Source organism: Borborobacter xinjiangensis, assembly GCF_047739745.1.
Taxonomy (GTDB): domain Bacteria; phylum Pseudomonadota; class Alphaproteobacteria; order Rhizobiales; family Rhizobiaceae; genus Pseudaminobacter.
This window is the reverse complement of record NZ_JBLLVA010000013.1, coordinates 87218-113561: the sequence shown is the minus strand read 5'-3', so window position 1 is coordinate 113561 and position 26344 is coordinate 87218. Positions and strand designations below refer to the sequence as shown.

General features: G+C 62.7%; 32 protein-coding genes. 14 read left to right on the top strand and 18 right to left on the bottom strand.

Going from position 1 to position 26344, the window contains the following annotated elements; translation table 11 throughout:
* Positions 1-55: 55 nt before the first annotated feature.
* Positions 56-544: an anthrone oxygenase family protein gene (locus ACLKMW_RS15415; RefSeq protein ID WP_415725353.1), complete on the bottom strand. Its 489-nt coding sequence runs from the start codon at positions 542-544 to the stop codon at positions 56-58.
* A gap of 48 nt (positions 545-592) precedes the next feature.
* The gene (locus ACLKMW_RS15410) at positions 593-835 is read right to left on the bottom strand and encodes a hypothetical protein (protein ID WP_415725352.1); all 243 of its coding nucleotides are present in this window, start codon (positions 833-835) and stop codon (positions 593-595) included.
* Positions 836-1027: 192 nt separating this feature from the next.
* Here ACLKMW_RS15410 and ACLKMW_RS15405 point away from each other — a divergent pair, with 192 nt between their 5' ends.
* From ACLKMW_RS15405 to ACLKMW_RS15375, 7 genes are all read left to right on the top strand, one after another.
* Positions 1028-1510 carry a hypothetical protein gene (locus tag ACLKMW_RS15405; RefSeq protein WP_415725351.1) on the top strand — a complete coding sequence of 161 codons (483 nt, stop codon included), beginning with the start codon at positions 1028-1030 and terminating at the stop codon, positions 1508-1510.
* A 135-nt stretch (positions 1511-1645) separates the two neighbouring features.
* Positions 1646-1906, top strand: a complete 261-nt coding sequence (locus ACLKMW_RS15400) for a TFIIB-type zinc ribbon-containing protein (protein WP_415725350.1) — start codon at positions 1646-1648, stop codon at positions 1904-1906.
* 141 nt (positions 1907-2047) lie between these two features.
* Complete coding sequence (locus ACLKMW_RS15395; RefSeq protein WP_415725349.1) at positions 2048-2281, top strand: hypothetical protein; 234 nt, start codon at positions 2048-2050, stop codon at positions 2279-2281.
* Positions 2282-2355: 74 nt separating this feature from the next.
* Entirely contained in the window at positions 2356-3201 is an 846-nt protein-coding gene (locus ACLKMW_RS15390) for a hypothetical protein (protein WP_415725348.1), read from the top strand.
* The gene (locus ACLKMW_RS15385; RefSeq protein WP_415725347.1) at positions 3182-3652 is read left to right on the top strand and encodes a hypothetical protein; all 471 of its coding nucleotides are present in this window, start codon (positions 3182-3184) and stop codon (positions 3650-3652) included. Before ACLKMW_RS15390 ends, ACLKMW_RS15385 begins: the two co-directional genes overlap by 20 nt.
* An 88-nt stretch (positions 3653-3740) precedes the next feature.
* Positions 3741-4046 carry a DUF1236 domain-containing protein gene (locus tag ACLKMW_RS15380; RefSeq protein ID WP_415725346.1) on the top strand — a complete coding sequence of 102 codons (306 nt, stop codon included), beginning with the start codon at positions 3741-3743 and terminating at the stop codon, positions 4044-4046.
* 26 nt (positions 4047-4072) lie between these two features.
* A complete protein-coding gene (locus ACLKMW_RS15375) occupies positions 4073-4336 on the top strand; it encodes a hypothetical protein (RefSeq protein ID WP_415725345.1) in 264 nt (87 codons plus the stop codon).
* Positions 4337-4615: 279 nt separating this feature from the next.
* Here ACLKMW_RS15375 and ACLKMW_RS15370 read toward each other — a convergent pair whose 3' ends face one another.
* Entirely contained in the window at positions 4616-5731 is a 1116-nt protein-coding gene (locus ACLKMW_RS15370) for an NAD(P)/FAD-dependent oxidoreductase (RefSeq protein WP_415725344.1), read from the bottom strand.
* Between the two features lie 278 nt (positions 5732-6009).
* Between ACLKMW_RS15370 and ACLKMW_RS15365 the strand changes: the two genes are divergently transcribed.
* Positions 6010-7380, top strand: a complete 1371-nt coding sequence (locus tag ACLKMW_RS15365; RefSeq protein WP_415725343.1) for an aspartate aminotransferase family protein — start codon at positions 6010-6012, stop codon at positions 7378-7380.
* Position 7381: 1 nt separating this feature from the next.
* Here the strand turns inward: ACLKMW_RS15365 and ACLKMW_RS15360 are convergent, their stop codons facing one another.
* Positions 7382-8323 carry a nucleoside hydrolase gene (locus ACLKMW_RS15360; protein ID WP_415725342.1) on the bottom strand — a complete coding sequence of 314 codons (942 nt, stop codon included), beginning with the start codon at positions 8321-8323 and terminating at the stop codon, positions 7382-7384.
* 123 nt (positions 8324-8446) lie between these two features.
* Here ACLKMW_RS15360 and ACLKMW_RS15355 point away from each other — a divergent pair, with 123 nt between their 5' ends.
* Together ACLKMW_RS15355 and ACLKMW_RS15350 are read left to right on the top strand one after the other, a co-directional pair.
* Positions 8447-8872 (top strand): Hsp20 family protein, encoded by a 426-nt coding sequence (locus tag ACLKMW_RS15355; protein ID WP_415725341.1) that lies wholly within the window; start codon positions 8447-8449, stop codon positions 8870-8872.
* A gap of 70 nt (positions 8873-8942) precedes the next feature.
* The gene (locus ACLKMW_RS15350) at positions 8943-9203 is read left to right on the top strand and encodes a BQ00720 family protein (protein ID WP_415725339.1); all 261 of its coding nucleotides are present in this window, start codon (positions 8943-8945) and stop codon (positions 9201-9203) included.
* Positions 9204-9261: 58 nt separating this feature from the next.
* Here ACLKMW_RS15350 and ptsN read toward each other — a convergent pair whose 3' ends face one another.
* The 6 genes from ptsN to lptC all read right to left on the bottom strand — a co-directional run bounded on the left by ptsN (position 9262) and on the right by lptC (position 14266).
* Complete coding sequence (gene ptsN / locus ACLKMW_RS15345; RefSeq protein ID WP_415725338.1) at positions 9262-9726, bottom strand: PTS IIA-like nitrogen regulatory protein PtsN; 465 nt, start codon at positions 9724-9726, stop codon at positions 9262-9264.
* A gap of 61 nt (positions 9727-9787) precedes the next feature.
* Entirely contained in the window at positions 9788-10372 is a 585-nt protein-coding gene (gene hpf / locus ACLKMW_RS15340; protein WP_415725337.1) for a ribosome hibernation-promoting factor, HPF/YfiA family, read from the bottom strand.
* A gap of 242 nt (positions 10373-10614) precedes the next feature.
* Positions 10615-12138, bottom strand: a complete 1524-nt coding sequence (gene rpoN / locus ACLKMW_RS15335; protein WP_415725336.1) for an RNA polymerase factor sigma-54 — start codon at positions 12136-12138, stop codon at positions 10615-10617.
* A 100-nt stretch (positions 12139-12238) separates the two neighbouring features.
* The gene (lptB, locus tag ACLKMW_RS15330; RefSeq protein WP_415725335.1) at positions 12239-13054 is read right to left on the bottom strand and encodes an LPS export ABC transporter ATP-binding protein; all 816 of its coding nucleotides are present in this window, start codon (positions 13052-13054) and stop codon (positions 12239-12241) included.
* Complete coding sequence (locus ACLKMW_RS15325) at positions 13054-13620, bottom strand: LptA/OstA family protein (RefSeq protein WP_415725334.1); 567 nt, start codon at positions 13618-13620, stop codon at positions 13054-13056. The genes lptB and ACLKMW_RS15325 overlap by 1 nt, the downstream gene beginning before the upstream one ends.
* 1 nt (position 13621) lies before the next feature.
* Positions 13622-14266 carry an LPS export ABC transporter periplasmic protein LptC gene (gene lptC, locus ACLKMW_RS15320; RefSeq protein ID WP_415725333.1) on the bottom strand — a complete coding sequence of 215 codons (645 nt, stop codon included), beginning with the start codon at positions 14264-14266 and terminating at the stop codon, positions 13622-13624.
* A 409-nt stretch (positions 14267-14675) separates the two neighbouring features.
* Here lptC and sppA point away from each other — a divergent pair, with 409 nt between their 5' ends.
* The 4 genes from sppA to lhpI all read left to right on the top strand — a co-directional run bounded on the left by sppA (position 14676) and on the right by lhpI (position 17360).
* Positions 14676-15632, top strand: coding sequence for a signal peptide peptidase SppA (gene sppA, locus ACLKMW_RS15315; RefSeq protein WP_415725332.1), 957 nt, complete (start codon positions 14676-14678; stop codon positions 15630-15632).
* Positions 15633-15712: 80 nt separating this feature from the next.
* Entirely contained in the window at positions 15713-15997 is a 285-nt protein-coding gene (locus tag ACLKMW_RS15310; protein WP_415725331.1) for an integration host factor subunit beta, read from the top strand.
* A gap of 32 nt (positions 15998-16029) precedes the next feature.
* On the top strand, positions 16030-16353 hold the full coding sequence (locus tag ACLKMW_RS15305; RefSeq protein ID WP_415725330.1) for a lipopolysaccharide assembly protein LapA domain-containing protein: 324 nt from the start codon (positions 16030-16032) through the stop codon (positions 16351-16353).
* A 29-nt stretch (positions 16354-16382) separates the two neighbouring features.
* The gene (lhpI, locus tag ACLKMW_RS15300) at positions 16383-17360 is read left to right on the top strand and encodes a bifunctional Delta(1)-pyrroline-2-carboxylate/Delta(1)-piperideine-2-carboxylate reductase (protein WP_415725329.1); all 978 of its coding nucleotides are present in this window, start codon (positions 16383-16385) and stop codon (positions 17358-17360) included.
* A gap of 56 nt (positions 17361-17416) precedes the next feature.
* On the opposite strand, the gene olsB is transcribed toward lhpI, so the two are convergent.
* The 8 genes from olsB to pdxR all read right to left on the bottom strand — a co-directional run bounded on the left by olsB (position 17417) and on the right by pdxR (position 26253).
* Complete coding sequence (gene olsB / locus ACLKMW_RS15295; protein ID WP_415725379.1) at positions 17417-18250, bottom strand: l-ornithine N(alpha)-acyltransferase; 834 nt, start codon at positions 18248-18250, stop codon at positions 17417-17419.
* A gap of 223 nt (positions 18251-18473) precedes the next feature.
* Positions 18474-20801, bottom strand: coding sequence for a response regulator (locus ACLKMW_RS15290; RefSeq protein ID WP_415725328.1), 2328 nt, complete (start codon positions 20799-20801; stop codon positions 18474-18476).
* Positions 20802-20971: 170 nt separating this feature from the next.
* A complete protein-coding gene (gene lspA / locus ACLKMW_RS15285; protein WP_415725327.1) occupies positions 20972-21466 on the bottom strand; it encodes a signal peptidase II in 495 nt (164 codons plus the stop codon).
* Positions 21463-22314, bottom strand: coding sequence for a TrmH family RNA methyltransferase (locus ACLKMW_RS15280; RefSeq protein WP_415725326.1), 852 nt, complete (start codon positions 22312-22314; stop codon positions 21463-21465). The genes lspA and ACLKMW_RS15280 overlap by 4 nt, the downstream gene beginning before the upstream one ends.
* Positions 22311-23372, bottom strand: a complete 1062-nt coding sequence (locus ACLKMW_RS15275; RefSeq protein ID WP_415725325.1) for a class I SAM-dependent methyltransferase — start codon at positions 23370-23372, stop codon at positions 22311-22313. Before ACLKMW_RS15275 ends, ACLKMW_RS15280 begins: the two co-directional genes overlap by 4 nt.
* Before the next feature lie 73 nt (positions 23373-23445).
* Positions 23446-23940 carry a DUF1772 domain-containing protein gene (locus ACLKMW_RS15270; protein ID WP_415725324.1) on the bottom strand — a complete coding sequence of 165 codons (495 nt, stop codon included), beginning with the start codon at positions 23938-23940 and terminating at the stop codon, positions 23446-23448.
* Between the two features lie 85 nt (positions 23941-24025).
* On the bottom strand, positions 24026-24658 hold the full coding sequence (locus ACLKMW_RS15265; RefSeq protein WP_415725378.1) for a trimeric intracellular cation channel family protein: 633 nt from the start codon (positions 24656-24658) through the stop codon (positions 24026-24028).
* 116 nt (positions 24659-24774) lie between these two features.
* Complete coding sequence (gene pdxR, locus ACLKMW_RS15260) at positions 24775-26253, bottom strand: MocR-like pyridoxine biosynthesis transcription factor PdxR (RefSeq protein WP_415725323.1); 1479 nt, start codon at positions 26251-26253, stop codon at positions 24775-24777.
* Positions 26254-26344 lie beyond the last annotated feature (91 nt).

The window sequence follows — 26344 nt, the reverse complement described above, 5'->3', positions numbered from 1 at the left end:
AGGAGGGATTAAGCGGCATTCGAAATGCCGTCGCCGAGCAGCGCCCTAGGGCGCGCTAAGGCACTCTTGTCAAGGCGAGGATCAGGAAAGCAAAAACAGCGAGCACCGCGCGTGCCACATGCGAGTATTCCCATCGACTGCGCATTTGTTGCCAGTCGATCCCGTCCCCTGTAGCGGGGGACGCGGTTTCGAAGAAGGTCTGGCCAGCGCGACTCAGATTGGCCTCTTCGAGCCAGAATTTGTTCACCGGATGGGTGACGACCCAGTAAATGGCGTGTGCGACAATCAGAGCGAACAGCGCTGCGAGCGATGGCCAGAAGACGGGCGTTTCCTGTAGAAGATAAGCTTGAGCCAGGAGCGTCAGCATGGCGACAGGTTCCGCGATGCCCGCGATCGTAAAGCCCGGATAGTAAATCCGCTGCGCGGCGAAATAGATGTCTTTGGACAGGCGCATCTTTCCTGGCATCTCCAGGGCGTGCGCCAAAGTCGTCACCATGAACAGGGCAACAAGCAAGAGATTGAGCGTCTGGAGTGCGGTGGACATTGTCATGGACAGTCCGGTGATCGTTGGTTTCGGCCGGATATTCCAGGCTCAGGATGGCGAATAGGTCAAAGCCCCGAGCAAAAATACGATTGCGCCGATCACGATAAGGAAAAGACCCGGCCAGTTCGCTTTGATGCCGAAAAAACGCAATCCGCGCCGCGCGGGTTCCAGTGTGGTGACGTCAGCGGCTGGCGACTGCGGATCGCTCATGCGGCCGCGATAGATGGTCGTCATCGCCAGATAGACGATACCGCAAACCACGAGCACGGCGCCGAGCCAAATGGCGGTCATCGCTGTCTCCTGCGCTTATCGAAAGGGCAGAGCCTTTCAGGAACGGCAACGTGCCGAGGAAGGTTCCGGTGCAGTTTTCGCGCATTGTGGCGACGGCGCGGCAGCACTCACGAAATGACCTTATTTCGCTCAGGAACCATTGCTTTGCGGGTGGGTTTTCGGCCGGAAGGGACCCGACTGAAAGGTAATGAGATGAAACGCACCCTTACGCTTGCCGCCGCTTCGCTGATCGCACTTGGTGGTTTTGTCGCTCCGTCGCTGGCCGACGATGTGACGAAACCGGCCTCCGGCATGACCGGCACCGAAAGCGGAACGACGACGGGAGGTTCCATGACGCCGGATACCAGCACCACCGGCAGTACCTCGGCCGACGCCAGCGTCGATGATGTGGTCTCCGCCATCGGCTCGGCCAAGACCAGCGCCGCGCAGATCGGCACCATTACCGATGCTTCGAAGGTCAAGATCGTCCGCGTCAGCGACCTGGCTGCCGGCGAGGACGCAGCCGAGCTGGAGAAAGCCTTGAGCGAAAACAAGGAGCAGGTGACCGAATTGCAGACTGCCGTCGAGGCCAATGCCGCATTGAAGGCGGAACTCGACAAGCAGCAGGTTCAGGCCTCAAACGTGGTTGCCACCAATATCGAGGCTGATGGCACTGTGACGTTGTTCGTACAGTAAAGCGCCAGATATATGAGAAGCCCGCCGCCGCCTGGTGGCGGGCTTTTCACGTTTCGCAAGGCGGCGCCTCTTGTGCGCGGAGCGACCGCCCTCCATCTACGGGCAGGTTCAGTCGAATACTGCGAGGAGATGACAATGAAATGTCCGATCGATGGATCCGAACTGGTGATGAGCGAGCGCCAAGGGATCGAAATAGACTACTGCCCGAGTTGCCGGGGCGTCTGGTTGGATCGCGGCGAGCTTGACAAGATCATAGATCGGTCCGGCAGCGAGGCCACGTCGTATCGCGAGCCGCCGAGGGAGCACCACGCCGCCCCCCAGCATGATCGATCCTATCAGCAGCCCTACCGTAAGAAAAAGAAATCGTTCCTCGGCGACATTTTCGACTTCGATTGAAATCCGCCGAAATCGACCATCGAAGCCGGCACGGGGTATGTGGTATCCGCTCATTGGGGGTGGGTCTTACCAATAAGGCATAGTTTGAGAGCCTGCGTCATCGTGCGATCCTAGTCGTTTAGACATGACGAGGAGGACGCCATGTTCAAGGTGAAACTGCTGGTCTGTACGGGGGCGCTCTGCATGTTGGCGCTGTCTTCTGCCGGGGCGGCACAGCCCCCGGATAGAGGCGATACGCCGGGCCTCGGCTGGGGCCAGGGCGGCTCCAAAGCCTTGGCGGTACCCGGGTCGGTGGCCGGAGTGGGCTTGCCGGTCGTGGTCGCAGCCGGCGGCTATTTCTGGATTCGTCGCCGGAGGCGCCAGGGCAAGCAGTAGGCGCGGTGCTGCCATGGCTTTGTCGGGCAGACAAGGCGTGAGCGGGCGTGGAAATCGCTCCGCGCCCGCAAGTGATGAGTGAAATGCTTCCGGGGCGTCACTTTATTAATGCCGGGCCTTTTTCCCGAAATCAATTCTTTGCGGCCCTCGTCGTCGTTGGCTTTGCCAACGGCATCGGTGAAAAGCTTGCCAGCCAGCTTGAAGGACAGGGGCTGGTGCTGGCGGTTTTCGACACTTTCGGCATTAGCGTGATCGTGTGGAGCGCGGCCGTCATCGCAATCGTGATGCTGCTGCGTGCCGAACCGCAGCCCATCGGAGCCGTAGATTTCGCGGTGGCGGCCCTGACGTCGGTGGCCTTTCTCGTACCGGTTCCATCCTTGAGCTGGTTGGCTATCTCGGGTCTGGCCGTTTATCTCTCCATCTCGCGGCAATCGTCCCGCGCTTTCGCGCGTGCCGGCGCCGTTCTCCTGGCCATGACCATCCCGATGTTCTGGGCCCGGCTCCTGCTTGCCGCCACGAGCAACATCGTGTTGGAAGTGGACGCCGCACTCGTCAGCCAGATTGTCGGCACCGACAGCGCCGCCAACACCGTGCCCCTTGCCGACGGATCGGGCCTGTTGTTCTTCGAGCCGGCCTGTTCGTCCCTCAGCAACGTCTCGATCGCGATCCTGTGTGCCGTGCTCTTCGTCAAGGTTTATGACCTGAGCTGGTCGGCAGGCACGATTTTTATCGGCGTTTTGGCGTGCGCCGCAGCAATTGTCATCAATGTCGTGAGAATGGGCCTGATCGGCCTTTATCCAGACTATTATTGGCTGATCCATGGTCCGATCGGCGCGAGTTTTGCCGGATGGCTCTCACTCGCGGCGATTCTTGGCATATGTTTCGGTGGAATGCGGCCAAATGCACCGGCTCCTGTATAGCCTTGCGTTTGCCCTGCTTCTGGGGCTCAGCCTGGCGATCAAGTTTTCCGGCTCGGTGGAAGCATATAGTTCCGGCATGCACGAAAATGACGGCGAAATCGCCACCTTTCTGACCGCGCAGGGGTTCGCGGTAAGGCAGGGGGAGGCAGGCGCACCCATAACCGGAATAATGGATCGCTGCCAGGTAGAGGTCACCGATGTCTCGCCTCAGGGCTGGCACCGGTCCGTCATCGCACAAAGTGCCGCCGGACAGAAGCTCGTCTACGCCTTTGCCGGAAACATATATCCCGAGCAGCCGGTCTTGAGGACGACGCTCGACCACTACGTTTGGCGCCTGAAGCGCTATTTCCGCATGCGGCCGGCGCCGCGGGCCGTCCGCGCCATCATCATCTCGCCCGGCTGTCCGGCCGACATAGTCGACGAGGCCAAACTGCAAGAGCTTTCGCGATAGGGCGGTTGGCGTAGCTCGAGCTGATTGCGCGATGGAACGTTTCGGCCCTGGAGGGGTTACCTGCTAACCTCGAACCCCGGAGTGAGCCATGAAAATCCAACTTGCCGCGGGCCTGCTGATTGTTGCCAGCGCCAGCACCGCGTTCGCGCAAGATATCATTATTGCCCCCGAGCAGGAGACGGTGATCCGCGAATATGTCGTGAGGGAGAAAGTGGCGCCGATCGAGCTCCCGGGGGATGTGCAGGTCACTGTGGGCACGGTGCTTCCCGAGACCACCGAACTGCAAGCTGTCGAGGCACCGGATATCGACACGCAATACAGCTACATAGTCGTCGACGGACAGACGGTCCTCGTCGACCCCGGCACACGCAAGATCATCCATATCATGAAATAAAGCTCGAAACGGAAAGGTGTTCGCCAATGCCTGATCTTGAAAAGCCCCCGCCGCCCGGAAAGCCGGATCCCATGGCCGAACGGGAAGGCCCCACAGAGGACATCATGACCCGGCGTACGCCTGGACGCTCCGAAGAGCCGGAAACCCTGGAACAGCAGTTGGAGGAAGGGCTGGAGGATTCGTTTCCGGCGAGCGATCCTCCCGCGGTTGTCTCGACGACCATCGCCGGCAGATGCAAGCCGGTGAAGGGCACCGACGAGGTGCTGAGGGAGCGCAAGAACGCTGGGTGAGGGGTTAGGTCGTGAACTCATAAATCTGGTCGAAATGGTGTGAGGTCATCTGGCCGGATACGAGGAGCGAAGGCGCAGGAAATGTCGAGCATTTTCAAGTCCTTCGCGACGCTGTAGCCGGCCTGAGGGCTCACACCATTTCGACCAGATTTATGAGTTCACGACCTAGAGCGCCGTGCGCCCAATCGGACGCACAAAGGACGCTCTAACACTTTGGTTGAGCATCGGACCGAAAACCGATTCCACTTTTCGGTCCGATGCTTTAGGCGGTGGCGCAGTTCAGGTATGGTCGGCCGCCGCCAGGCTTACGGCATGTTCGGCGATCGTCAGGCAGGAGGTCAGGCCCGGGCTTTCGATGCCGAATAGGTTAACGACGCCTTTTATCCCGTGCACTTCCGGTCCCTGGATCATGAAATCGGCGTTAGCTTGCCCCGACAATTTGGGACGGATGCCGCAATAGGCAGGCTGCAGGCTGCCGTCGGCTAGGTGCAGCCAATATTTTCGGATTTCACCGTAAAAATGATCGGCCCGGAGCGGATCGACCCGGTAGTCGACGGAATCGATCCATTCGACGTCGGGACCGAAGCGCATGTTGCCGTCGAGGTCCAGCGTCAGATGGACCCCCAGGCCGCCGGGTTCCGGAATGGGGTAGATCAGCCGGGAAAAGGGCGCTCTACCGGCCACCGAGAAATAGTTGCCCTTTGCATAGCGAAGCAGCGGCACGAAGCGCTGATCGAACCCGTCGAGCGCGCTTGCGATGGCATTGGCACCGAGCCCGGCCGCATTGATGAAGCGTGTCGCCGCAACTTCATATTGGCTGTTGCTGGTGCGGTCCAGCGTCTGCAGGACCACGCGATCCGGCTCGATGCGGCCCGATATGATCCTGGTGTTGCAGCAGATGATGGCGCCATGTTCTTCGGCCTCTCCCATGAGGGCGAGCATCAGGCCGTGACTGTCGATGATGCCGGTCGAGGGCGACAGGACCGCCGCCGTGCAACGCAGTGCCGGCTCCAGTTTTTGCGCTTGCGCGGCACTCAGCAGGACGAGATCGTCGACGCCGCATGAGCGAGCCTTGGCGACGATGGCTGAAAGGGTCGGTTCCTGCTCGCGCACTGTAGCGACAATGAGCTTGCCACAGCGCGAGTGAGCGACATGATGCTCCTCGGCGAAACGGTAGAGCCTGTCGCGGCCATCCACGCAAAGTCGGGCCTTGAGCGAACCCACCGGATAGTAGATCCCGGCATGGATGACCTCGGAGTTGCGTGAACTGGTTTCCGTGCCGATTGCATCGGCGGTTTCCAGAACGAGCGTCTCCCAGCCGCGCCGTGCCGCTTCGCGCGCAATCGCCAGGCCGATGACGCCCGCACCCGCCACGATACAGTCGACCTGTTCCATCAGCCCACTTCATGCCGTCTGGAGGCGGCGATCCGTTCGGCGATCACCTTGCCGCCTTCGCGGATGTGGCTTGCAAGCGGAAGTTGGCGTTCATTGTCGGTCGGCACTTTCATGGGTTCGCGATTGTCGCCATGGTCTTCTATGGTACCGCCTTGACACTGCGGTGTCGGGAAAAACATGATGCAGCAAACAGCAAATTACCAGGTTTGCAATAGTCTGCGCTGGTTCTTCCCGCCGATTGATGCCTGCGCAATCATGCGCGAATACAGGAAGTCGTTATGGACGCTCATCCCAACTCCGCCGAAGCCCGCGATATTCGTTACCATCTGCATCCCTATACCGACGCGCGGCGCCACCAGGAGACCGGCCCGCTGGTCATCGAAAAGGGAGACGGCATCTACGTCGAGGACAATGCGGGCAATCGCTATATCGAGGCGATGGCCGGCCTGTGGAGCGTCGCCGTTGGCTTTTCGGAACAGCGTCTCGTGGATGCGGCCACTCGGCAATTGGCCAAGCTGCCCTTCTATCACACCTTCACTCACAAAACCCATTCGCCGCCGATCGATCTGGCTGAGAAACTGGTCAATATGGCGCCGGTGCCGATGAGCAAGGTGTTCTTCACAAATTCCGGATCCGAGGCCAACGATTCGGCCATGAAGATGATCTGGTATCGCTCCAATGCACTGGGGCAGCCGCAGCGCAAGAAGATCATCAGCCGCATGCGCGGCTATCATGGCGTGACCATCGCTTCGGCCAGCCTCACCGGCCTGCCGAACAATCATCTCTCCTTCGACCTGCCGATCGCCAATGTCCTGCATACCTCTTCGCCGCACTATTGGCGCGAAGCGCTGCCTGGCGAAAGCGAGGAACAGTTCTCGACCCGGCTTGCAGACGATCTGGAGAAGCTGATCCTTGCCGAAGGACCCGAAACCATCGCCGCCTTCATCGGCGAGCCCTTGATGGGCGCGGGCGGCGTCGTTGTTCCGCCCGCCGGCTACTGGGAAAAGGTCCAGGCGGTTCTGTCCAGATACGATATTCTGCTTGTAGCCGACGAAGTGATCTGCGGCTTCGGCCGCACCGGCGAGATGTTCGGCTCCGAAACGTTCCGCATGAAGCCCGACATCATGGTGATGTCCAAGCAACTTTCCTCGTCCTACCTGCCGATCTCGGCGGTGATGGTCAATGAGCGGGTTTTCGAGCCGCTGGCCGACGAAAGCAACCGCATCGGCACCTTCGGCCATGGCTTTACCGCCGGCGGCCATCCGGTGGCGGCTGCGGTGGCCCTTGAAAACCTGCGCTTGATCGAGGAGCGCGGCCTGGTAGCGAACGCACGCGAGGTCGGTGCCCATATGCAGCAGCGCCTGCGCGAACTGGCGTCGCATGAACTTGTCGGCGAAGTGCGCGGCATAGGCCTGATCGCGGCGGTCGAACTCGTCGGCGACAAGGCGACCAAGGAGCCCTGGGGACAGGTCGGCGGGCTCGGCGGGCTGGCGAACGGCCTGCTTCTGAAGAACGGCGTCATTTCCCGCAACATGGGCGACGCGCTCGCATTCTGCCCACCGCTGATCATCACCAAGCCTCAGATCGACCAGATGGTCGAGGCGGTCAAGCGCGCGCTCGATGCGGCTCTGGAGCAAGTGAAGGCATGAGTTAAAGCTGGCCGAGCCGCTCGGTCAGAAGGGCGAAGAACCCGTCATCGTCGATATGGCGCATCACGGTTGCATTCTTCGCCCGGCTGGTCACGCCCCACCAGTCGACGACGGTCATTCCCATGGTCAGTTCCGAGGCGATCTCGACGCTGACATTGCAGTGCCGGCCCCTGAAGAGGTCCGGCTTGATGAGATAGGCGATCACGCAAGGGTCGTGCAGCGGCCCGCCATCCGTGCCGTATTTCTCCTCGTCGAAGCGCTCGTAGAATTCCAGCATCTCGGCGGTGGCGATGCCCACCCTGTTGCCGAGTGCCCTGATAGCGGCGACCCGCCTGGCCGTCGTCAGCGCCTTATGGGTGACGTCGAGCGGCATCATCACCGTTGGCACTCCGGCCCTCAGCACGATGTCGGCCGCGTGCGGATCGACATGGATGTTGAACTCGGCCGCCGGCGTGACGTTGCCGCCCTCGAAAAAGCCGCCGCCCATCAGCACGATTTCCCGGATGCGCGGGGCAATCCGCGGCTCGCGGATCAGCGCCAGCGCAATATTGGTGAGCGGCCCGAGCGGGCACAGCGTCACCGTTCCGGCCTCCTCCTCCAGCAGCGTTTCGATGATGAAATCGACAGCATGCCGCGCTTGCAGCGGCATTGTCGGTTCTGGCAGTTGCGGGCCGTTCAGGCCGCTTTCGCCATGCACCTCCTCGGCGGTGACCAGCGTCCGCAGCAGCGGCCGGATTGCCCCGGCATAAACCTTGATGTCCGGCCGCCCTGCCAGTTCGCAGATCTTGCGTGCGTTCTTTTCCGTCAGCCGCAACGGCACGTTGCCGGCAACCGCGGTAATCCCCAGCATGTCGACTTCCGGGCTGGCCAGCGCCAGCAGTATGGCGATCGCATCATCCTGCCCCGGATCCGTGTCGATGATGATCTTGCGTTTGTCGGCCATGGCCGCTCCCCCCGCGCATTTCGTTGCGGTCTTGAACTTGTTTGCGCGACGGACCATATCAGCATCGACGGGAAAAACGCCATCCGGGTTTTCCGGTCAGGTCGCTCTTAGAGGACATGGAAGATGAGTCGCATGACGCCCTTTTCGAGCCCGCTTCTGCTTGGGTTCGACGCAATGGAAAAAACGCTCGAGCGCCTCGCGAAATCGGGCGACAGCTACCCGCCCTATAATATCGAACGGATTCGCGGTGCCGAGGGCAAGCCCGAAACCTTGCGCATAACGCTCGCCGTGGCGGGCTTTTGCGAGGAAAATCTGGAGGTCACGACCGAGGAAAACCAACTGGTCGTGCGGGGCAGGCAAAGCGACGCCACCGAACATGAATTCCTGCATCGCGGCATCGCCGCGCGGCAGTTCCAGCGGACTTTCGTACTGGCGGATGGAATGCGGGTGATTGGCGCCGAACTCAAGAACGGGCTTCTGTCCGTCGATCTCGACCGGCCGGAGCCCGAGCGTTTCGTACGAAAAATAAACATTTCGGTGAAAGACTGATCGTCGCTCGCCGGAACAAACAGCTCTACGGCGGGTTGGTCACTAGGACGCCCCGCAAAAGGAGGCTCAGATGACATATCACGACCCCAGGCATCCTGCGTTGACAGAAGCTGAACTCGCTCATCTTGGCGAGGGCACGCTGGCTTATCTGCGCGAAATCGGTAGCGACGAGTTGAAGGGCAAGTTCCCCGGTCTGCCTGAGATCGCGCCGGGAACCAAGCTGTGGGCGCTGTTTGCCGCCAATGGCCAGCCGATCCTTTTGTCGGACGAGCGCGACCGCGCGCTGGCAGGTGCCCTGGAGAACGACCTCACGCCGGTCGCGATCCACTAATTCAGTTCTAAAAAAAAAGGGCGGCCACTGGCCGCCCCGCAATCTCATCCATTGAAAATCAGGCCGCGTGCGAGGCCTGCGTATCCGATAGAAGCGTATGAATCGCTGCTGCGTCGCGCGTGCCGCGTATCTTGGCAACCGTGTCGGCGTCGCGAAGGATGCGCGCAATGCGCGACAGCGCCTTGAGATGGTCGGCGCCTGCGCCCTCCGGGGCCAGAAGCAGGAACACCAGATCGACGGGCTGGTCGTCCAGCGCCTCGAACTCCACGGGCGTCTCCAGGCGTGCGAACACGCCGGTGATGTGCTTGACGCCCGCAAGCTTGCCATGCGGAATGGCGATTCCGTTGCCTACGCCGGTCGATCCCAGCCGTTCCCGCTGAAGGATGGTGTCGAACACTTCGCGCTCGGGGATGCCTGTCACCAAGGCTGCCCGCTCAGCCAGGAGTTGCAACAGGTGTTTCTTGGAATTCGCCTTCAGGGCCGGCATGATTGCCGGCACCTCGATCAGATCGCTGAGATCCATGCCAAATATCCTTTCTCTGCCCGCGCCAAACCCCAGGTCGGCGTTCGGTCAGAAGGTCTGCCTATCCCTGCGCGACTTTTGTCGTCGAAGGGTCGATCCACCCGATATTTCCGTCCGGCCTCCTGTAGACGATGTTGATCTGGTCGTTCCCGGCATTGCGGAAGACGAACACCGGATTGTCGCTGGTGTCGAGTTCGATCACCGCGGAAGCCACCGAAAGGGTCTTCAGCGTCATGCTCGATTCGGCCACGATCGCCGGCGCATAATCGTCAGGCAGGTCCTCTTCGTCCTCCGCAAGCGGCGCCATCACGGTGTAGGCGATGTCGGTGGCCGCACCGTTGCCCGCGCCGGGGCTGTGTGATTTGAGCCTGCGCTTGTAGCGCCGCAGGCGCTTTTCGAAGCGCTCGGCGGCCGCGTCGAAGGCGGCGGTCGGCTCTTGTGCTTCGCCGGCCGCCTGAAGGGAGGTGCCGGTATCCAACCGGATCATGCAGTCGGCCGAGAAGCGCGATCCCGATTTCACCACGGTCACGTGGCCGGAAAATCCGCCGTCGAAATATTTGTCGACCGCTTCTCCGATCCTGCCCTCGATGCGCGTGCGGAACGCATCGCCAATGTCCATGTGCTTTCCCGAGATACGTAAATTCATCTGAAAACTGACCTTCCCTGTTCAGACTTCAAACTTTCTTGAGTTTATACCCGTGGGCGGCGCACACAAGGTTCAGGGCGGCTTTCCAGCCGAATTCAGGTCCTAACTTTCCGGTTGATCACAAGCCGTCTCCAGACGGAACATTTTGCCTGCGGGCCACTGCCCGTTCATGTCGGCGGGCTTCTAGTCACTTCACCGGGGCTTGTCAATGAAGGGCCGCCAGAGCCGATTCTGCCTGTGAATTATCGGGCCGCCGCCGCCAGCGCGCGCTTTTCCCGCCGCCGCTGCACGGAAGAGGGAATATTCATTGCTTCCCGATACTTGGCGACCGTGCGGCGGGCAATGTCGACGCCATTTTCGCGCAGCATGTCGACGATTGCGTCGTCGGACAATACCTCCGAGGCCTTTTCCTCGTCGATGAGCTGGCGGATGCGGTCACGCACGGATTCGGATGAGTGCGCATCGCCAGCGTCAGCCGAGGCAATCGCGGCGGTGAAGAAATAGCGCAGCTCGAACACGCCGCGCGGCGTCAGCATATATTTGTTGGCGGTCACACGGCTGACGGTCGACTCATGCATGCCGATCGCGTCGGCGATGGTGCGCAGATTGATCGGGCGCAGATGCCTTATGCCATGCACGAGAAAGGCGTCCTGCTGGCGCACGATCTCGGTGGCGACCTTGAGGATCGTCTTCGCCCGCTGGTCCAGGCTGCGCGCCAGCCAATTGGCGCTCTGCAGGCATTCGGCGAGGAATTCCCGCTCTGCCAGCGCCTCTGTCCGGCACTGCACCTGCGCGAAATAAACCTGGTCGACAAGCACCCGCGGCAGCGTTTCGGGATTGAGCTCGACCGTCCAGCTTCCGTCCGCGGCGGCGCGCACCTCGACATCGGCAACGATGGTGTCGACATTGCCGCCACCGAAGGCCAGTCCGGGGCGGGGATCGAGCCGGCGGATTTCCGCCATCATGTCGACCAAATCCTCCTCGTCGACCGCACACAGACCCCTCAGCGTCCGAAAATCGCGGCGCGCCAGAAGATCGAGATTGTCGATCATCGCTTGCATCGCCGGATCGAGCCTGTCGTTGCGGGCGAGCTGGAGCGCCAAACACTCGGCGAGGTCCCGGGCGAAAATCCCCGGCGGATCGAAGCTCTGGCACACGCCGAGCACATGAAGCACGGCGGTGCGCTCCACTCCCAGGCGCGCGGCCATCTCGTCGATATCGGCACGCATGTAGCCGGCCTCATCGAGGCCGTCGGCCAGTTCGCGGGCAATCATGCGCTCGCCCACATCAGCCAAACCAAAGGCGATCTGCTCGCCGACATGCTCGTGCAACGTGACGGCTGCTGCCGCCATGTCGTCGATGTCGAAGCCTTCGGCGCCCGCCGAGCCATTCGCACCACGCACCGACTTCCACTGGGCGGCAAGGTCCGGTCCGAGTCTCTGAACGACGCCAGGATCGTCCGGGAAGACGTTTTCGAGCGATGTATCCAGTTTCTCCGACATGGCGGCCGCGCTCCAGGGCGCGTCGGCGTCAGGTTGCTCGCCGCCTGTCGAAATGGGTTCGGAACCATCCTGACGGCGCCGTTCGGCGGCCGCGTCGTCGCGCGGCTCGGCGCGATCGAGAAGAGGATTGCGCTCGATCTCGTCGTCGATGAAACGCTCGAGCTCGACATGCGTCATCTGCAGCAGCTTGATGGACTGCATGAGCTGCGGCGTCATCACCAGCGACTGGGATTGCCTGAGCTGCAATTTGGCCGCAAGCGCCATGGGTGAACTTTGCCCGTTCCGCGCGGCCGGGAGCGCCTGCGGTTCTGCCGGGCATTGAAACTGGCCTGACTTTTGCTTGTCAAGGGGCCGGGGCTGGATGTTAGAGCGTAAAGCCTTCGCCCAGATAGAGCCGCCGCACATCGTCATCGCCGACAATGTCGGCCGCGGAGCCATGTTTCAGGATTTCGCCGGCATGGATGATATAGGCGCGATCGATGAGACCGAGCGTTTCGCGCACATTATGGTCGGTGATCAGCACGCCGATGCCGCGCTTGGTCAGGTGGCGCACCAGTTGCTGGATGTCGGAGACGGCGATCGGGTCGACGCCGGCGAAGGGCTCGTCGAGGAGCATGTAGTTCGGCCGGCTGGCGAGCGCGCGGGCGATTTCGAGGCGACGCCGCTCGCCGCCCGAAAGCGACATGGACGGCGCTTTCCTGAGATGGGCGATGTGGAACTCGTCCAGCAGCGCATCGAGGTTGCGCGCGCGTTCCTTGCGGCTCTTCTCGACGCCCTCGAGCACCGCGAGGATATTGTCCTCGACGCTCAATCCGCGGAAGATCGATGCTTCCTGGGGCAGATAGCCGACGCCGAGGCGGGCGCGACGGTACATCGGCATCAAGGAGACATTGAAGCCGTCGATTTCGATGGTGCCCTTGTCCACCGGCACCAGTCCGGTGACCATGTAGAAACAGGTGGTTTTTCCCGCGCCATTGGGGCCGAGAAGACCGACCGCCTCGCCGGCGCGCACGCCCAGCGAAACGCCGTTCACGACCGTGCGGCCCTTGTAGGCCTTGGTCAGCCCCTGCGCTATCAGAGTACCCTTGAAGTTCGAAGCGTCCTTGCGCAGCGCCGGAGCAGCCGGCGCGGCTCGCGCGCGACCGCCCAGACGCGACAGGAACGATATGCGCTCAACCATTACGGTGTCTTCGCTTCGGGCGTCGAGCCGGGGGTGATCGACATCATGACCCGGCCGCTGCCGGACTCGCCCTTCTTGCAGCCATCGACCTGCGCCTCGCCCGACTTCATCTGGACGGTGAGCTTGCAGCCGACCAGCACGTTGTCGCCCTCCGAGAGAACCACTTCCTTGCCTGAAAGCACCAGGATCTCGGTTTTCATGTCGAACGTGCCGCGATCGCCGGTCGCGACCTGCGTTTCGGATTTGACATAAACCTTGCCGTCCACTTCGAGCCGGTCGATATTGGCCGAACCGGTCGTGGCCGAGCCGCCGTCCTTTGCATAGTACACGGTCATCTTGCCCGACTTCAGCAGAGTCGGGCCCTGCACCACGCTGACATTGCCGGTGAAGATCGCCACGTTCTCGGATTCGCGAACTTCCAGCTTGTCGCTTTCGATCTGGATCGGCTCCTTGCCGGAAAGGCTCAAGCCCGAAAGTCGCCCTTGCGTGCTTTCCTGGGCGAAAGACTGGCCTGCCGCGGCCGCGAGCATCGCCAGTCCGGCAGCCGCGCCCAACGGCAGAAGCATCCTATTGCACGACATCCTGGCCTCCGCTCGCGTTTTGCGCGGTTTTCAACCGCTGGGGATCGATATTCATGCGTACCCGCTTCTCGAATATCATTACCTTGCCATTTTCAAGGACCGTCATCGAATCGGATGTGATCTTGGCACCCTTGAGTTGAATAGCGACCGGATCGGTCGTTGTCATGTCGCCCTTTTCGATATCGAGACGGGCAGACTCCAAGGTCGCCAGCATGCCGTCGGCGGTTTTGATCGTCATGCCGTCGGTGATGTCGAGCGTGTTCTTGTCACGATCATAAGTGCCCTTAGGCGCAATCACGGTCGCCCAGTTGTCGGCGTCGATCGGGAGCTTCGCATCGATGCCCTCGAGTTCGATGACGGATTCGCTGGCAAGGTCCTGGATGGCTCGTGCGGCCGTCATGTTGTAGGGCCGGTCGTCGCTGGTGAAGCCGTCAAGCTTGGGATTGGCCATGACCAGCTTGCCATCCGAATAGGCCGATCCTTCCGCCGTGACCGAGATCGCCGCGGGTGTGACGATATAGGAATAGCCGAAGAAAGCAGCCGCCATGGCGACTGCGAGCACCGGCAGCGCGGTCTTCAGCACGCGGACCCTGTTCGAATGCCGCTCGGCGCGCGCGAATGCGCTGCTCAACCTTTGGGATGCCGCAGGTGTTGAAGCGGGTTGACCGCTGTTCGTATCTGTCGGTGGTGCCACTCGAAGCCTTTTCCCTGAGCCCGGCCGGGCGTGTCATAGTGCTGTGCGCATCAAGTCATCGAAAACCACGCAATTGTGACGCCACGCTGCAAATTAACGTGATGCCGCCGCCGTGCGATCGGCCACAATCGTGCTGACCACGCCGCCTATGGTTGGGGCCGTCGTACGATCCGCCCATGCCTGGCGGTGACTGTGGTCCTCCGTGCTCTCATAATATGGTTACTTACAGGTGAAAAGTCAGCCCGGTTGCGGTTGCCCCAAGGGCAGCAGCCTCGCAGGCGCGAAAGCTGTGGCCCTTGCCCGGCAGTTGCTCTAAAACGAGCTGTTCCCCCGATGCGAGGCAAGCATGAGCACGAGAGCCGACGATCTGATCGACCGCCGCCATCTGCGGCGCAAGCTCACCTTCTGGCGCGTGGCCGCTATTGTCATTGCGGCTGTCGGCATAGTGGTCGCCTCGGCATGGATTTACGGCGGCGAACTCGGCGTCACCGCCGCCAACCATATTGCCAAGGTCAAGATCGAAGGCACCATCACCGAGGACGACGAGCTGCTTGAGCGGCTTGAGAAGCTTCGCCAGTCCGCATCCGTCAAGGGTGTGATCCTGGCGATCGACTCGCCCGGCGGCACTACGGCGGGCGGCGAAGCGATATTCGAGGCGGTTCGCCGGCTTGCCGCGGAAAAGCCGGTGGCGGCGCAGGTCGGCACGCTGGCGGCCTCGGCCGGCTACATGGTTGCCTCGGCTTCCGATCACATCGTCGCGCGCCAGTCGTCGATCGTCGGTTCGATCGGCGTGCTGGTGCAGTTTCCCGACATCACCGGGCTTATGGACAAGCTCGGCATCAAGTTGGAGGAAATCAAATCCTCGCCCTTGAAGGCTGAGCCTTCGCCGTTCAACCCGACCAGCGAGGAGGAGCGCGCCATGATCCGCTCGATGATCCTCGACAGCTATGACTGGTTCGTCGACCTGGTGGAAGAGCGCCGGCCTCTGACGAAACCCGAAGTCATGGCGCTCGCCGACGGCTCTATCTTCACCGGCCGCCAGGCGCTCGAAAGGAAGCTGGTCGATGAACTCGGCGGCGAGAACGAGGCGGTCGGCTGGATGGTAAAGACCAAAGGCGTGGCCGCCGATCTCAAGGTAGTGGAGTGGAAAGCCAAGGGCAGCGGCGGGCTCTTCCTCGGCAGTTCGCTTGCCCAGGCCGTTGGTCAAGCGCTCGGCCTGCCGCGTGCCGGGGCGGATTTCATGCGCGAAATCGGCGCCGACCGCTTATTCCTTGACGGTCTGGTGTCGCTCTGGCACCCTTGAAAATCCGGCGAGCTGGCGTAAAAGCGAAATAAAATCATCCGCATACCCCTTCTGTTCAACCGTTGGCGGAGAACGCGCTCATGATCAAATCCGAACTTGTGCAGATCATTGCCACACGCAATCCGCATCTTTTCCTGCGGGACGTGGAAAATATCGTCGGCGCAATATTCGACGAGATCACCGACGCGCTGGCTGATGGCAACCGGGTGGAACTGCGCGGCTTTGGCGCGTTCTCGGTGAAAAACCGTCCGGCGCGCACCGGACGCAATCCGCGCACCGGCGATTCGGTCGAAGTCGAGGAGAAATGGGTGCCGTTCTTCAAGACCGGCAAGGAATTGCGCGAGCGGCTGAACGGGGCGAAATAAGCGGCCTCCTCCCGGCTGCTTCGGAAATCGACATGTTCAATCGCTTCCTGCTCATTGTGGTGTTTGTGCCGCTCGCCATTATCCTGATCGCGCTGGCCGTGGCCAACCGCGCGCCTGCGGTCTTCACCCTTGACCCGTTCAACCCTGGCAATCCGGGGCTTACCGTACAGCTCCCCTTGTTTTTCCTGCTGTTTGCAGCGCTGGCGCTCGGCATGATCATCGGCAGCCTGGCGACATGGTTCAAGCAGGGTCGTTATCGCAAGCTCGCCCGCCAGCGCGGCCAGGACCTGCAGGCGGCAGGCGCGCTCTCGCCGAATGGCCCCTCCAACGCGAATTTGCCCGCCGCCAAGCATTGAGCTTGCGCGGCATTGAAAGGGGAATTCCGATGCAAATGATCTCCGCGGGCGATGTCGATGAGGCACTGACATTTCCCGGGCTTGTGGAGACATTGCGGACGGCGTTTCGCGAAGGCGCCGTCCAGCCGGTGCGCCATCATCACACGATCGAGCGGCCGACTGGTGCCGCCTCGACGCTGCTGCTGATGCCGGCCTGGAGCGATTTCAATTCAGGCGGAGTTGCGGGCAGCGGCCATATCGGCGTCAAGATCGTGACGGTCTCGCCCGACAACAACGTCATCGACAAACCCGCGGTGATGGGGCTTTACCTGCTTCTCGACGGCACAACCGGCGAGCCGCAGGCGCTGATCGACGGCCAGCGGCTGACGCAGTGGCGCACGGCTTGCGCCTCCGCTCTCGCCGCAACCTATCTGGCGCGCGAGGACGCGTCACGCCTGCTTGTCGTCGGTGCCGGCGCGCTGGCGCCATTCCTGGCCAGGGCGCACGCGGCGGTGCGGCCGATCAGCGAAATCCGCGTCTGGAACCGCACCATGGCCAATGCCGAAAAGATTGCCGCCGAACTACGGGAGCAAGGGTTTGGCGCCGAGGCGGCAGGCGATCTCGACGCCGAACTGTCCGCGGCCGACATCGTGTCCTGCGCCACCATCTCCACCACCCCGCTGATAAAGGGGGCGCTGCTGCGACCCGGAACTCATGTCGATCTGGTCGGCGGCTTTACGCCCGACATGCGCGAAAGCGACGACGATGCCATCCGACGCGCCCGCGTCTTTGTCGATACGCGCGCCGGTGCCACCAAAGAGGCGGGCGACATCGTTCAGCCGCGGGCATCAGGCGTTCTGAAGGCAGACGCGATCGTCGCCGATCTGCACGAACTGGCGCGCGGCGAGAAGCCCGGACGCCAGGCGCCCGATGAGATCACGCTGTTCAAGTCGGTGGGCGCGGCCTTGGAAGATCTGGCGGCCGGCATCGCCGTTTACGAGCAGCTTGGCAGACGCGGATCCGACTGACGCAGAGTTTCGGAAAAATCCGATGCTCCAACAAAGATATGCGTCTGTCAGGCCCGTCAGGCGGCGAAGCGTTGGGCGTCGGCGCCGTAATAGCTGATATAGCGCGCCTGGATTTCGCCGACAGGCAGCACGATGAAGACGTCGATGGTGCGGAAATCCTCGTCGACGACGCAGCCATCGCCGATGCGCGCGCCAAGGCGCAGATAACCCTTGATCAGCGGCGGCAGCGCCAAGATAGCGGATTTGAGATTGATGGCCTCCGCAGGCATCAGGTCCATGCTGCGATAACGCCCGGCCACGGCCCGCACGTCGTAGGCGGGCTTTACCCGGCAATGGTGAGCCAGATAGGAGAGGGCCTCGGCGTGGGCGGCCGGCACGGTTCCGTGAAATGAGGCGCAGCCGGCCATGACGCCGATCTGGTGGCGTTTCGTATAGGCCCATATGCCCTGCCACAGAACTTCGATGGTGCGTTTCGACCGATATTGCGGCAGCACGCAGGAACGGCCAAGTTCAAGGAAGCGCCGGCCGGGATGACGGGCGATAAGCTGTTTCAGTTCGAATTCGTCGTCCGAATAGAAGCCACCGGCGGCTTCCGCCGCCTCCTGCCGGAGCAGGCGGTAGGTGCCGACGATCCGGCGGTGTTCGGGGCCGGGCAGAGCCGTGTCCAAGACCAGCAGATGGTCGCAGACGGCATCGAAGCGGTCGGCGTCGCGACGTTCCGGCCCCTGAACGAGGTCCTGGCGCGCGCCGAGCTCGTCGTAGAACACCTGATAGCGCACTTCCTGGGCGGCGGCGATTTCGGCGGCATCGCGGGCGAGCCGCACTTGCAGCGATCCGATCCGGCCGAGCGTATCGAACTGGAAAGCGTGCTCCTCGCGCTGTGTCGCGATTGGTCCGCAATGCGGTTTGGCGAAGGCATCATGCTGCGGCGACGCTGTCTGCACGGGTGACTCTCCTGCGACGATCCCACAAACGGGAAATAAAGGAACAGTGCTACAGGAATATGACCTTAGAGCGTTTCCCGGTCAGATTGAAACGGTTCTGTTTGCCGATGGCAAGGCGATCAGGAGGGGGCGGTCGATGTGGTTCATCGGTCAGGCGCCGACGCGACGGTCACGCGGCAAGGTGGCTTGCGACCGCCTCCACTAGGGTTCCGGGGTCAATCGGCTTGGTAACGAAGCCGCTCGCGCCGTGGGCCAGCACGGAGTGCCGCGTCTTTTCCTGGCTGTCGGCCGAAAGCACCATGATCGGAATAGGCGCAAGCTCTTCCTGCTCTTCATGGCGGCGAATGGCCGCTATGGCATCCAGCCCGTCCATGACCGGCATGTGCAGGTCCATCAGAATAACGTCGTAGCGTCGCTTCCGCTTCGGGTCGGTGACGGCTTCGACCGCAGCTTTGCCGTTTGCGACGACATCGACGCTGTGCCCCGCCTTCACCAGCGAGGCACGTGCCAGCATCGCATTGATCTCATTGTCTTCGGCGACCAGAACCGACAGTCTGGACTGACGCGTGCCAGCGCTTTCGACGGTTGCGCGCCGGCTCGACGGATCGAGCGCGCTAACCGGCGACATGGAGGTCAGGAGCACGCGCAGCAGAGTTTCGCCGCGCACCGGCCGGGCCAGGAACGTTGCATAGCCGCTCTTCCTGAAGTCGCCGAGTCTGCCCCGGTCGGTCGGCGCAATCAGCGTGATCGCCTCGCAGGCGGAAAAGCCCGAGCGGCGCAGTTGCTTGAGCGTTCGGCCGTCACGCTTTTCCAGCGAGGCGTCGATGAGCAGCGTATCGCAGCCTTCGGCAAGCTTGACCGCCGCCGCAACATTTTCGGCGATGCTGATTGCGCCGCCATGCGCGCGGATGGAAAGCGCGATGGCCTCGGCCTCGACCCTGTTCGGCGTCACGATCACCGCCCGGCGACCGGCGAGCACCCGCCCACGCACATTTGCCCCCTCGATTGGTTCGGCGGCGGGGATGGTGAAGAAAAACTCGGAACCCTTTCCGTAGTCGCTGGCGACGCCGATCATGCCGCCCATCGATTCGACGATGCGCTTGGATATGGCCAGACCCAGCCCCGCCCCGCCATGCGCCCGGGTCGAGGTTCCATCGGCCTGCTCGAATTCGGCGAAGATGCGCTTCATATCGCTCTTGAGCAGGCCCTGGCCGGTATCGGCGACCGAAAACCGGATCATTTCGGATTTCCCGTCGACTTCCTTCGAAATCACCACCAGAACGCCTCCGAAATCGGTGAACTTTATCGCGTTCCCGATCAGATTGAGCAGCACTTGGCGAACCCGGCCGGGATCGGCGGTGATCATCTGCGGAACGTCGGGCGCGACGTGACAGCCGAGGCCGATGCCCTTGCCGAAGGCCCGCGCGGCAAGCAATTCGACGACATTGTCGCCGATTTCGCGCGGCGACATCGGCTGCGGTTCCGGCTCGAACCTTCCCGCCTCGATCTTGGAATAGTCGAGCAGGTCCTCGATCAGCGCCAGTAGCGCGCTGGCGGAGGTGGAGATGGCGCCGACATAGGTACGCTGTTCCGGCGACAGGCCGGTATCGGCCAAAAGCTTGGCCATGCCCATGATGCCGTTCATCGGCGTGCGGATCTCGTGACTGACGGTCGCCAGGAAGCGCGATTTGGCCTGGCTGGCGTATTCCGCCCGCTCGCGGGCGTTGATGAGCGCGGTTTCAGCGCGCTTGCGCGCTGTGATGTCACGCGCGATCGCCCGGTGCGAGACGACACCGCTGTCCTTGTCGCGCACCGAGAGTTCGATCCAGGAGAACCAGCGCGGACTGCCCGGTGCCCGGATCACGACATCGGTCGAACTCAGGCACTGGCCACTGGCGAATGCCGCGTCCGGGACGACCCCGACCTCGACGCCGATCTCAAACAGCGTGCGGCCGCAGAGGTCCTGCGGTTCGGTCGCCAGCAGGTCCGCAAACACCTTGTTGACATAGACGATCCGTCCTTCGCGGTCGCGGTGAACGACGAGATCGCCAAGTGCATCGATCAGGCCGTGGAAGTGCTCCTCACGCTCCTGAAGCTCCCACATCCGGTCGGCGAGGATTTCGACCTCGGCATGGCGGCGGGCGGCTGTCTCGCCGACCAGCGAGATCGCCTTGCTGGCGGCGCGGAAACGCCAGGCGAATATCGCCAGTCCGGCAAGGCCGATCACCAGCAGTCCGATGCTGATGAAATCCGGCGACCCGCTCAGCCTGGCCAGCCCGGCAAACAAAAGGACAGCGGCGAAAGCCGCATAGATCAGCGCATGGGATCGGCCGTGGGGAAGATGCGGGGTGAGGTCCGGAAGCGATCGCGCGGCCTCAAGCTCATCGTGGTCGAGCGAAGGCGGCACGATACGACGTCGAGCAGGCGTCTCGAGTTGCCCTGAGACTGCACCCTCTTCGTCGCTCTCGTGTTCGGCCTGGACGCGATGCCTGATCATGGCGCGATCATAGTCCGGAAGCCTTAGGGAAGCTTTTGGGGGATCGCTCGAATTTTAATCTTGGAGCGCCGTGCGACCTATCAGACGCACAAAAGAGGCTCTAACGCTTTGATGGAGCATCGGATCGGTCCGAAAACCGGATTCCACTTTTCGGTTCGATGCTCGAGCGCTCAATCGCCGGAGCGCGCCGTCTCGGTGCCGCGGCGCCAGGCAAGGAACTCGTCGATCAGCACCAGGCCGGCCCCGACAGTGATGAAGGCATCGGCAAGATTGAAGACGGCAAACGACCAGACGGGCGTATGAAACAGAATGTAGTCGATGACATGGCCGTAAACGGCGCGGTCGATGAGGTTGCCGACAGCGCCCCCGACGATCAGGGCAAATCCTGCACGCGCCAGCCATTGCTGCGGGGTAGAGCGCGCGGCGAGGTAAAGGACAAAGGCGATCACAACGAGCGACAGCACGATCAGCCCCTTGTCGCCCACCGACGAAAACATCGAGAAGGCGACGCCGGTATTATAGGTGCGGTAGAGCGCCAGAAACGGCAGCAGGTCGACCCGCTCATGCATGACAAGATCCGATTCGACCAGGAGCTTGATCCATTGGTCGAGGACTATGGCGACGACGACGATCACGGCGAGGAGCCAGGGGGATTTCAGCTTCATGCGGGGCCTGCGTCCAGCGTCAGCGCCGCGCGCCGGATTTCGAAAAGCATGATTCCGGTGGCGACTGCGAGATTGAGCGAATCGGCCCGGCCTGCCTGGGGAATGCGCAGCAGCCGGTCACAGGCCTGCGCCAGTGCATCGGGCAGCCCCTGCTGTTCGTTGCCCATCATGAGCAGCACCGGCCTGCCGGAAAAGTCGACCGAGCGGTAGTCGACCGCGCCCTTCAGATGGGTCCCGGCGAGGAGGCCATGAAAGCCTTTGCGCCATGCCAGGAAGGCATCCTCGGTCGCACGCGCCACCGGCACGGCAAAGATCGAGCCCATGGTGGCGCGTACCGTTTCCAGCGAAAACGGGTCGGTCGTTTCACCGACCAGGATGACGCCCCTGGCGCCGACGGCATCGACCGTGCGGATGACTGTGCCGAGATTGCCGGGGTCCCGCACACGGTCGAGCGCGACCCAGACATCGCCGTTTTGCGGGCGAATGTCCTTCAACGGCACGAAGCGCTGCGCGAACACGCCGACCACCATCTGCGGATTGTCGCGGCGCGTGATCGCCGAAAGCACTTTCTCCGAAACTTCCAGCACCGTCCCGCCGGCAGCCACGGTGCGCGCCGCGACCCTCTCGACCGCCGGATTGCCGATCCCGGACTTGGCAAACACCAGCGTGCGGATCGACCAGCCGAGGTCAAGCGCGTCGATGACCAGCTTCAGGCCTTCGGCCATGAACGCATTCTGCTGGTCGCGAAATTTCTTCAGCGCCAGCGACTTGATCGACTTGATCAGCGGGTTGGCGAGGCTGGTGACTTCCTTGACCTGGCCCGGCGCGTTCTGGCGATGCTCGTTCATCGCGAACCTCCGACCCATCGCGAAAACAACGAGGTCGACAGTGCCCGTCCGGCGGATTTTTCGCGGATGATGAGCTCGCCCGATTCGACCGAGCCGCCCATGCCGGCGAAGGTGTCGCGCATCAGGGCATGAATGGCGAAGAACGAGGCGCGGATCGAATAGGCGGTCAGCACCACGGCAAGCGGCTTCGGCGAAAGGATTGAGCGGCAGATGTCGGCCAGCGCCGGCAGGTCCTCGAACAACTGCCAGACCTCACCCTTGGGCCCGCGCCCGTAGGCGGGCGGATCGAACAGGATGATGTCGTAGCCATTGCCGCGCCGCTCCTCGCGCTCGGCGAACTTCATCGCGTCCTCGCAGATCCAGCGGATCGGCTTTTGCGACAATCCGGCCATCTGCTGGTTTTCGCGCGCCCAGCCGATCGCCTTCTTCGAAGCATCGACATGGGTGACCTCCGCACCGGCGCGCGCCGCTACCAGCGAGGCAAGGCCGGTATAGCCGAACAGATTGAGCACCTTGATCGGGCGCCCGGCGTCGCGGATCAGCCTTTCCATGTGCTCCCAATGCGAGGCCTGCTCGGGAAAAACGCCGACATGGCGAAACGAGGTGAAGCGCCCGAGATAGGAAATGCCGTCATGGCGCATCGGCCAGGTTTCGCCGAGCGGCGCCTTGGGAAAGCGCCAGCGCCCCATGCCTTCCTCGTCGGTGTCGCCGGTAAACAGCGCGTCGGCCTTGTCCCATTCATGCGCCGGCAGCGCGCGCTGCCAGATCGCCTGGCCTTCCGGGCGAACGATGCGGTAAGGTCCATATTGCTCGAGCTTCTCGCCGTCGCCGCTGTCGAGCAAGGCATAGTCGGCATTGGGCGCGACTTCGAGGATGAGCGGCAGCTTCTCGGCAGGCAGCGCGCCTTCGCGGCGGCGAAGAGTGCGCGAGGCGGCCTTCGGCTCGGCGCTTTCGGCAAGCGCACGACGCGGGGCGTCGCGAGCCTCGGCGCGCGGCTGAATGGCCGGCCGATCAGGCTGCGGGCGCTTGTCGCGACGTCTTTCACGCGAGGATTTCATCGACACTCCGAAGGCGGCAGTCGCGCTTCTGCCATAGCCGGTCTTGCCACGCAACCGATGCTGGGCGCGGCGCTCAGCTTGAGGATTGGCGCCCGGCATAAAGCAATGCGAAGGCGAGTGCGGCGAAGCCGGCGAGCTTCAGTGCCGCGACCACCATGTGGCCGATTTCCCAGCGCAGCCGAACCGCTTCGAAATTGCCGGGAATGGGACCCGGCACCCAGGTCGCCAGTTCGCCGTTGACGGGTGCCACGAGGGCAAACCATGCGACCAGGGACAGGGCGTAGAGGACCGCTGCGATGGCCGCGAAACCGAAAGCCGGGTGGTCGTCGCGCAGCAGCGCTGCCAAAACGGCGGTAAGCGCGATGGCGGAGAGGTCGAGCGGTGCGCCGACCGCGGCGAAGGTCCAGAATTGCGCATTGAAGACCGTAGTCTCCCGCCACAGGTCCGGAGACCACACCTTCAGCCTGGGCGGCGCCTCCAATACATGCGCAAAGGAGGGACCAAGGCTGAGAGCCGCCACGATGACGGTGACGAAAGCCAGGTAGAATATCGCCGGGCGCAGGAACATTGCCGGGGAGGAACGATGCCCAGCCGGCAAGGTTCCGGCCGCGGCGGAGCCGAGCGAAGGTGCCGCTCGACACGCTTTGACCGACTCAGGGCATCTCGTCGGGAGAGCGCCCTGGTCGGCTCTTATAGGCCGGAAAAGTCCAGCCATAGCGCAGCGCGCCGCCCCGAACGAAAAACGCCATGGCAAAGGCCAGAAGCGCTGAAGCAAAGACCGGCAATCCGGCCAGATCGGCAAGCGTGAATATCGCCGCGCCGGTCATTGCGGCGGTCACGTAGATTTCCGGGCGCAGCAGCACCGATGGCTCGCCGGCGAGGAGGTCTCGGAGAATGCCGCCGAAAGTGGCCGTCAACATGCCGGTGACGATCGCCACCGTGGGTGACCCCGTGGCAGCGAGGCCCTTGGCCGCGCCCATCGCCGCATAGGCCGAGAGACCGATGGCGTCGAGCCAAAGAAGCAGCTTGTAGCGATATTCGACCAGATGGGCGGAGAAAAAGACGAGAACGGCGATTCCGGCGCAGACCAGCACATAGGCCGGGTTCTGCACCCAGAATACCGGTGCGCCGAGGATGAGGTCGCGGACGGTGCCGCCGCCGATGCCGGTGGCGCTTGCCAGGAACAGGAAGCCGATGATGTCGAGTTGCTTGCGCGAAGCCGCAAGCGCACCCGTGGCGGCGAATACCGCAACGCCCGCATAGTCGAGCAGCAGAATCGGGTTCATCGCGTCCGCACCGTTTTGCCGGACCATGATCGATCCGGACGACACCCGCAACAGCAGGCGCGGGTGACAATCCGCCAACAATGGTGAGGCCGGTCACCTCGATGACGCGCCATTCGTCATTTGACCATGGCTCTGATGCGCGCGGCGGTGCGGGACACCCCTTCCGGTATCCGGCTGGCGGGGATCGAGGAATAAGCCATGCGGAAATAGCGGCAGGGCCTGTCGTCATGGGCGAAGAAGGGGAAACCCGATTCGATCAGCACGCCATCGCCGCGCAATTCGTGCATCAGCGCCGTGGCATCGAGCCCCGGCGGTCCTTCGATCCAGAAGGAGCTGCCGCCGAAATCGGCCGCCCCGGCGATCACCAGCCCCTCCCGCTCGAGTGCCGCCGCCATCACTTCGTGACGGTTCTGGTATTCGGCCCGCATGCGATGGATCACGGCATCATAATGGCCGAGCCCCAGGAAATAGGCGGCCGTGCGTTGCAGGTGGCCTGGCGGATGCCTGAGCATCAGCGCCCTGAGCGCCCGCGCCTCACGGATGACCGGGGCGGGCGCGGCGAGATAGCCGAGACGCAGGCCGGGGAAGAGCGATTTCGAGAAACTTCCGACATAAAGGACGCGCCCGTTGCGATCGAGGGATTTGAGCGCCGGCGAGGGCGGTTTCAGGAAGCTCATCTCGAATTCGTAATCGTCCTCCACGATGACAAAGTCGCGCTCCTCGGCATCCCGAAGCAATTCCAGCCGGCGCTGCATCGGCATGGTGGCGGCGGTCGGGGCATGGTGGCTCGGCGTCACGAAGACGACGTCGGTGGCGGGAGGCAGCCGCGACGGCGGCAAGCCGCCCTCGTCAACATCGATCGCTGTGACGCGCGCACCGCTCAGGCGCAGCGCCGCCGACAGGTCGGGATGACACGGGTTTTCGCACACCGCGCTGGAGCCGCGCTGAAGCAGGAGCTGGATAACCAGCCAAAGCGCGTTCTGTGCCCCCACCGTCACGAGTATCTCGTCCGGCCGCGCCCTGATGCCGCGGCTGGGCAGAGTGCGCGTGCAGATATAGTTGACCAGCTGGACATCGTCGGCGGCGGCGAAGTCGCCCGCCATCAGCTCGAAATCCTCGCGTGCCAGCGCGCGCCGCGCGCAGTCGCGCCAGCCGGCGAGATCGAACAGCGATGGGTCCATCTGGCCATACAGGAACGGAAACGGGTAGCGCCGCCAGTCCAGTGGCTTCTGGATCGGCTTGGCGATGGAAAACCTTGCCCTCAGCTTGTTCTTCCAGTCCACCGCATTCGCGGCCTCGGACCAGTCGCTGGTTTCCATGCCTGTCAGCGGCGGGGCGCCGGCGACAAGATAGGCGCTGCGCCCTTTCGTTTCCAGATAGCCTTGGGACGCAAGCTCCTGATAGGCGAGCGTCACGGTGATGCGCGAGATGTTGAGATAGTCGGCAAGCTTGCGCGTCGAAGGCAGGCGCGCGCCGGGAAAGAGCCTTCCCGAAAGGATCGCCGAGACGAGAATCTCGCGAATCTGGCTTTGGAGGCCGAGCCGGCTCGTCCTGTCGATGAAGAAGATGGTTTCCGGTACTGCATGAGGTCGCAAGCGGATCGGCTCCGTTCAAGGTGGACTCATTCAAGTTCCAGATTGGATATAAGACAAGCGGGTTTCCTCCCATAACACTATTCAGACCGGA

What these genes read in the sequence shown, in the direction of transcription:
- ACLKMW_RS15275 (WP_415725325.1), bottom strand. Translation starts at nt 23,372, where the DNA reads ATGAAATCCTCGCGTGAAAGACGTCGCGACAAGCGCCCGCAGCCTGAT.
- lhpI (WP_415725329.1), top strand. Translation starts at nt 16,383, where the DNA reads ATGCAAATGATCTCCGCGGGCGATGTCGATGAGGCACTGACATTTCCC.
- ACLKMW_RS15355 (WP_415725341.1), top strand. Translation starts at nt 8,447, where the DNA reads ATGAGTCGCATGACGCCCTTTTCGAGCCCGCTTCTGCTTGGGTTCGAC.
- ACLKMW_RS15360 (WP_415725342.1), bottom strand. Translation starts at nt 8,323, where the DNA reads ATGGCCGACAAACGCAAGATCATCATCGACACGGATCCGGGGCAGGAT.
- ACLKMW_RS15400 (WP_415725350.1), top strand. Translation starts at nt 1,646, where the DNA reads ATGAAATGTCCGATCGATGGATCCGAACTGGTGATGAGCGAGCGCCAA.
- ACLKMW_RS15390 (WP_415725348.1), top strand. Translation starts at nt 2,356, where the DNA reads ATGAGTGAAATGCTTCCGGGGCGTCACTTTATTAATGCCGGGCCTTTT.
- hpf (WP_415725337.1), bottom strand. Translation starts at nt 10,372, where the DNA reads ATGAATTTACGTATCTCGGGAAAGCACATGGACATTGGCGATGCGTTC.
- ACLKMW_RS15415 (WP_415725353.1), bottom strand. Translation starts at nt 544, where the DNA reads ATGTCCACCGCACTCCAGACGCTCAATCTCTTGCTTGTTGCCCTGTTC.
- ACLKMW_RS15410 (WP_415725352.1), bottom strand. Translation starts at nt 835, where the DNA reads ATGACCGCCATTTGGCTCGGCGCCGTGCTCGTGGTTTGCGGTATCGTC.
- ptsN (WP_415725338.1), bottom strand. Translation starts at nt 9,726, where the DNA reads ATGGATCTCAGCGATCTGATCGAGGTGCCGGCAATCATGCCGGCCCTG.
- ACLKMW_RS15305 (WP_415725330.1), top strand. Translation starts at nt 16,030, where the DNA reads ATGTTCAATCGCTTCCTGCTCATTGTGGTGTTTGTGCCGCTCGCCATT.
- ACLKMW_RS15405 (WP_415725351.1), top strand. Translation starts at nt 1,028, where the DNA reads ATGAAACGCACCCTTACGCTTGCCGCCGCTTCGCTGATCGCACTTGGT.
- ACLKMW_RS15375 (WP_415725345.1), top strand. Translation starts at nt 4,073, where the DNA reads ATGCCTGATCTTGAAAAGCCCCCGCCGCCCGGAAAGCCGGATCCCATG.
- ACLKMW_RS15280 (WP_415725326.1), bottom strand. Translation starts at nt 22,314, where the DNA reads ATGAACGAGCATCGCCAGAACGCGCCGGGCCAGGTCAAGGAAGTCACC.
- ACLKMW_RS15385 (WP_415725347.1), top strand. Translation starts at nt 3,182, where the DNA reads ATGCACCGGCTCCTGTATAGCCTTGCGTTTGCCCTGCTTCTGGGGCTC.
- ACLKMW_RS15270 (WP_415725324.1), bottom strand. Translation starts at nt 23,940, where the DNA reads ATGTTCCTGCGCCCGGCGATATTCTACCTGGCTTTCGTCACCGTCATC.
- ACLKMW_RS15290 (WP_415725328.1), bottom strand. Translation starts at nt 20,801, where the DNA reads ATGATCAGGCATCGCGTCCAGGCCGAACACGAGAGCGACGAAGAGGGT.
- ACLKMW_RS15310 (WP_415725331.1), top strand. Translation starts at nt 15,713, where the DNA reads ATGATCAAATCCGAACTTGTGCAGATCATTGCCACACGCAATCCGCAT.
- ACLKMW_RS15380 (WP_415725346.1), top strand. Translation starts at nt 3,741, where the DNA reads ATGAAAATCCAACTTGCCGCGGGCCTGCTGATTGTTGCCAGCGCCAGC.
- rpoN (WP_415725336.1), bottom strand. Translation starts at nt 12,138, where the DNA reads ATGGCGCTTGCGGCCAAATTGCAGCTCAGGCAATCCCAGTCGCTGGTG.
- ACLKMW_RS15365 (WP_415725343.1), top strand. Translation starts at nt 6,010, where the DNA reads ATGGACGCTCATCCCAACTCCGCCGAAGCCCGCGATATTCGTTACCAT.
- ACLKMW_RS15395 (WP_415725349.1), top strand. Translation starts at nt 2,048, where the DNA reads ATGTTCAAGGTGAAACTGCTGGTCTGTACGGGGGCGCTCTGCATGTTG.
- ACLKMW_RS15350 (WP_415725339.1), top strand. Translation starts at nt 8,943, where the DNA reads ATGACATATCACGACCCCAGGCATCCTGCGTTGACAGAAGCTGAACTC.
- lptB (WP_415725335.1), bottom strand. Translation starts at nt 13,054, where the DNA reads ATGGTTGAGCGCATATCGTTCCTGTCGCGTCTGGGCGGTCGCGCGCGA.
- lspA (WP_415725327.1), bottom strand. Translation starts at nt 21,466, where the DNA reads ATGAAGCTGAAATCCCCCTGGCTCCTCGCCGTGATCGTCGTCGTCGCC.
- sppA (WP_415725332.1), top strand. Translation starts at nt 14,676, where the DNA reads ATGAGCACGAGAGCCGACGATCTGATCGACCGCCGCCATCTGCGGCGC.
- ACLKMW_RS15325 (WP_415725334.1), bottom strand. Translation starts at nt 13,620, where the DNA reads ATGCTTCTGCCGTTGGGCGCGGCTGCCGGACTGGCGATGCTCGCGGCC.
- ACLKMW_RS15265 (WP_415725378.1), bottom strand. Translation starts at nt 24,658, where the DNA reads ATGAACCCGATTCTGCTGCTCGACTATGCGGGCGTTGCGGTATTCGCC.
- ACLKMW_RS15370 (WP_415725344.1), bottom strand. Translation starts at nt 5,731, where the DNA reads ATGGAACAGGTCGACTGTATCGTGGCGGGTGCGGGCGTCATCGGCCTG.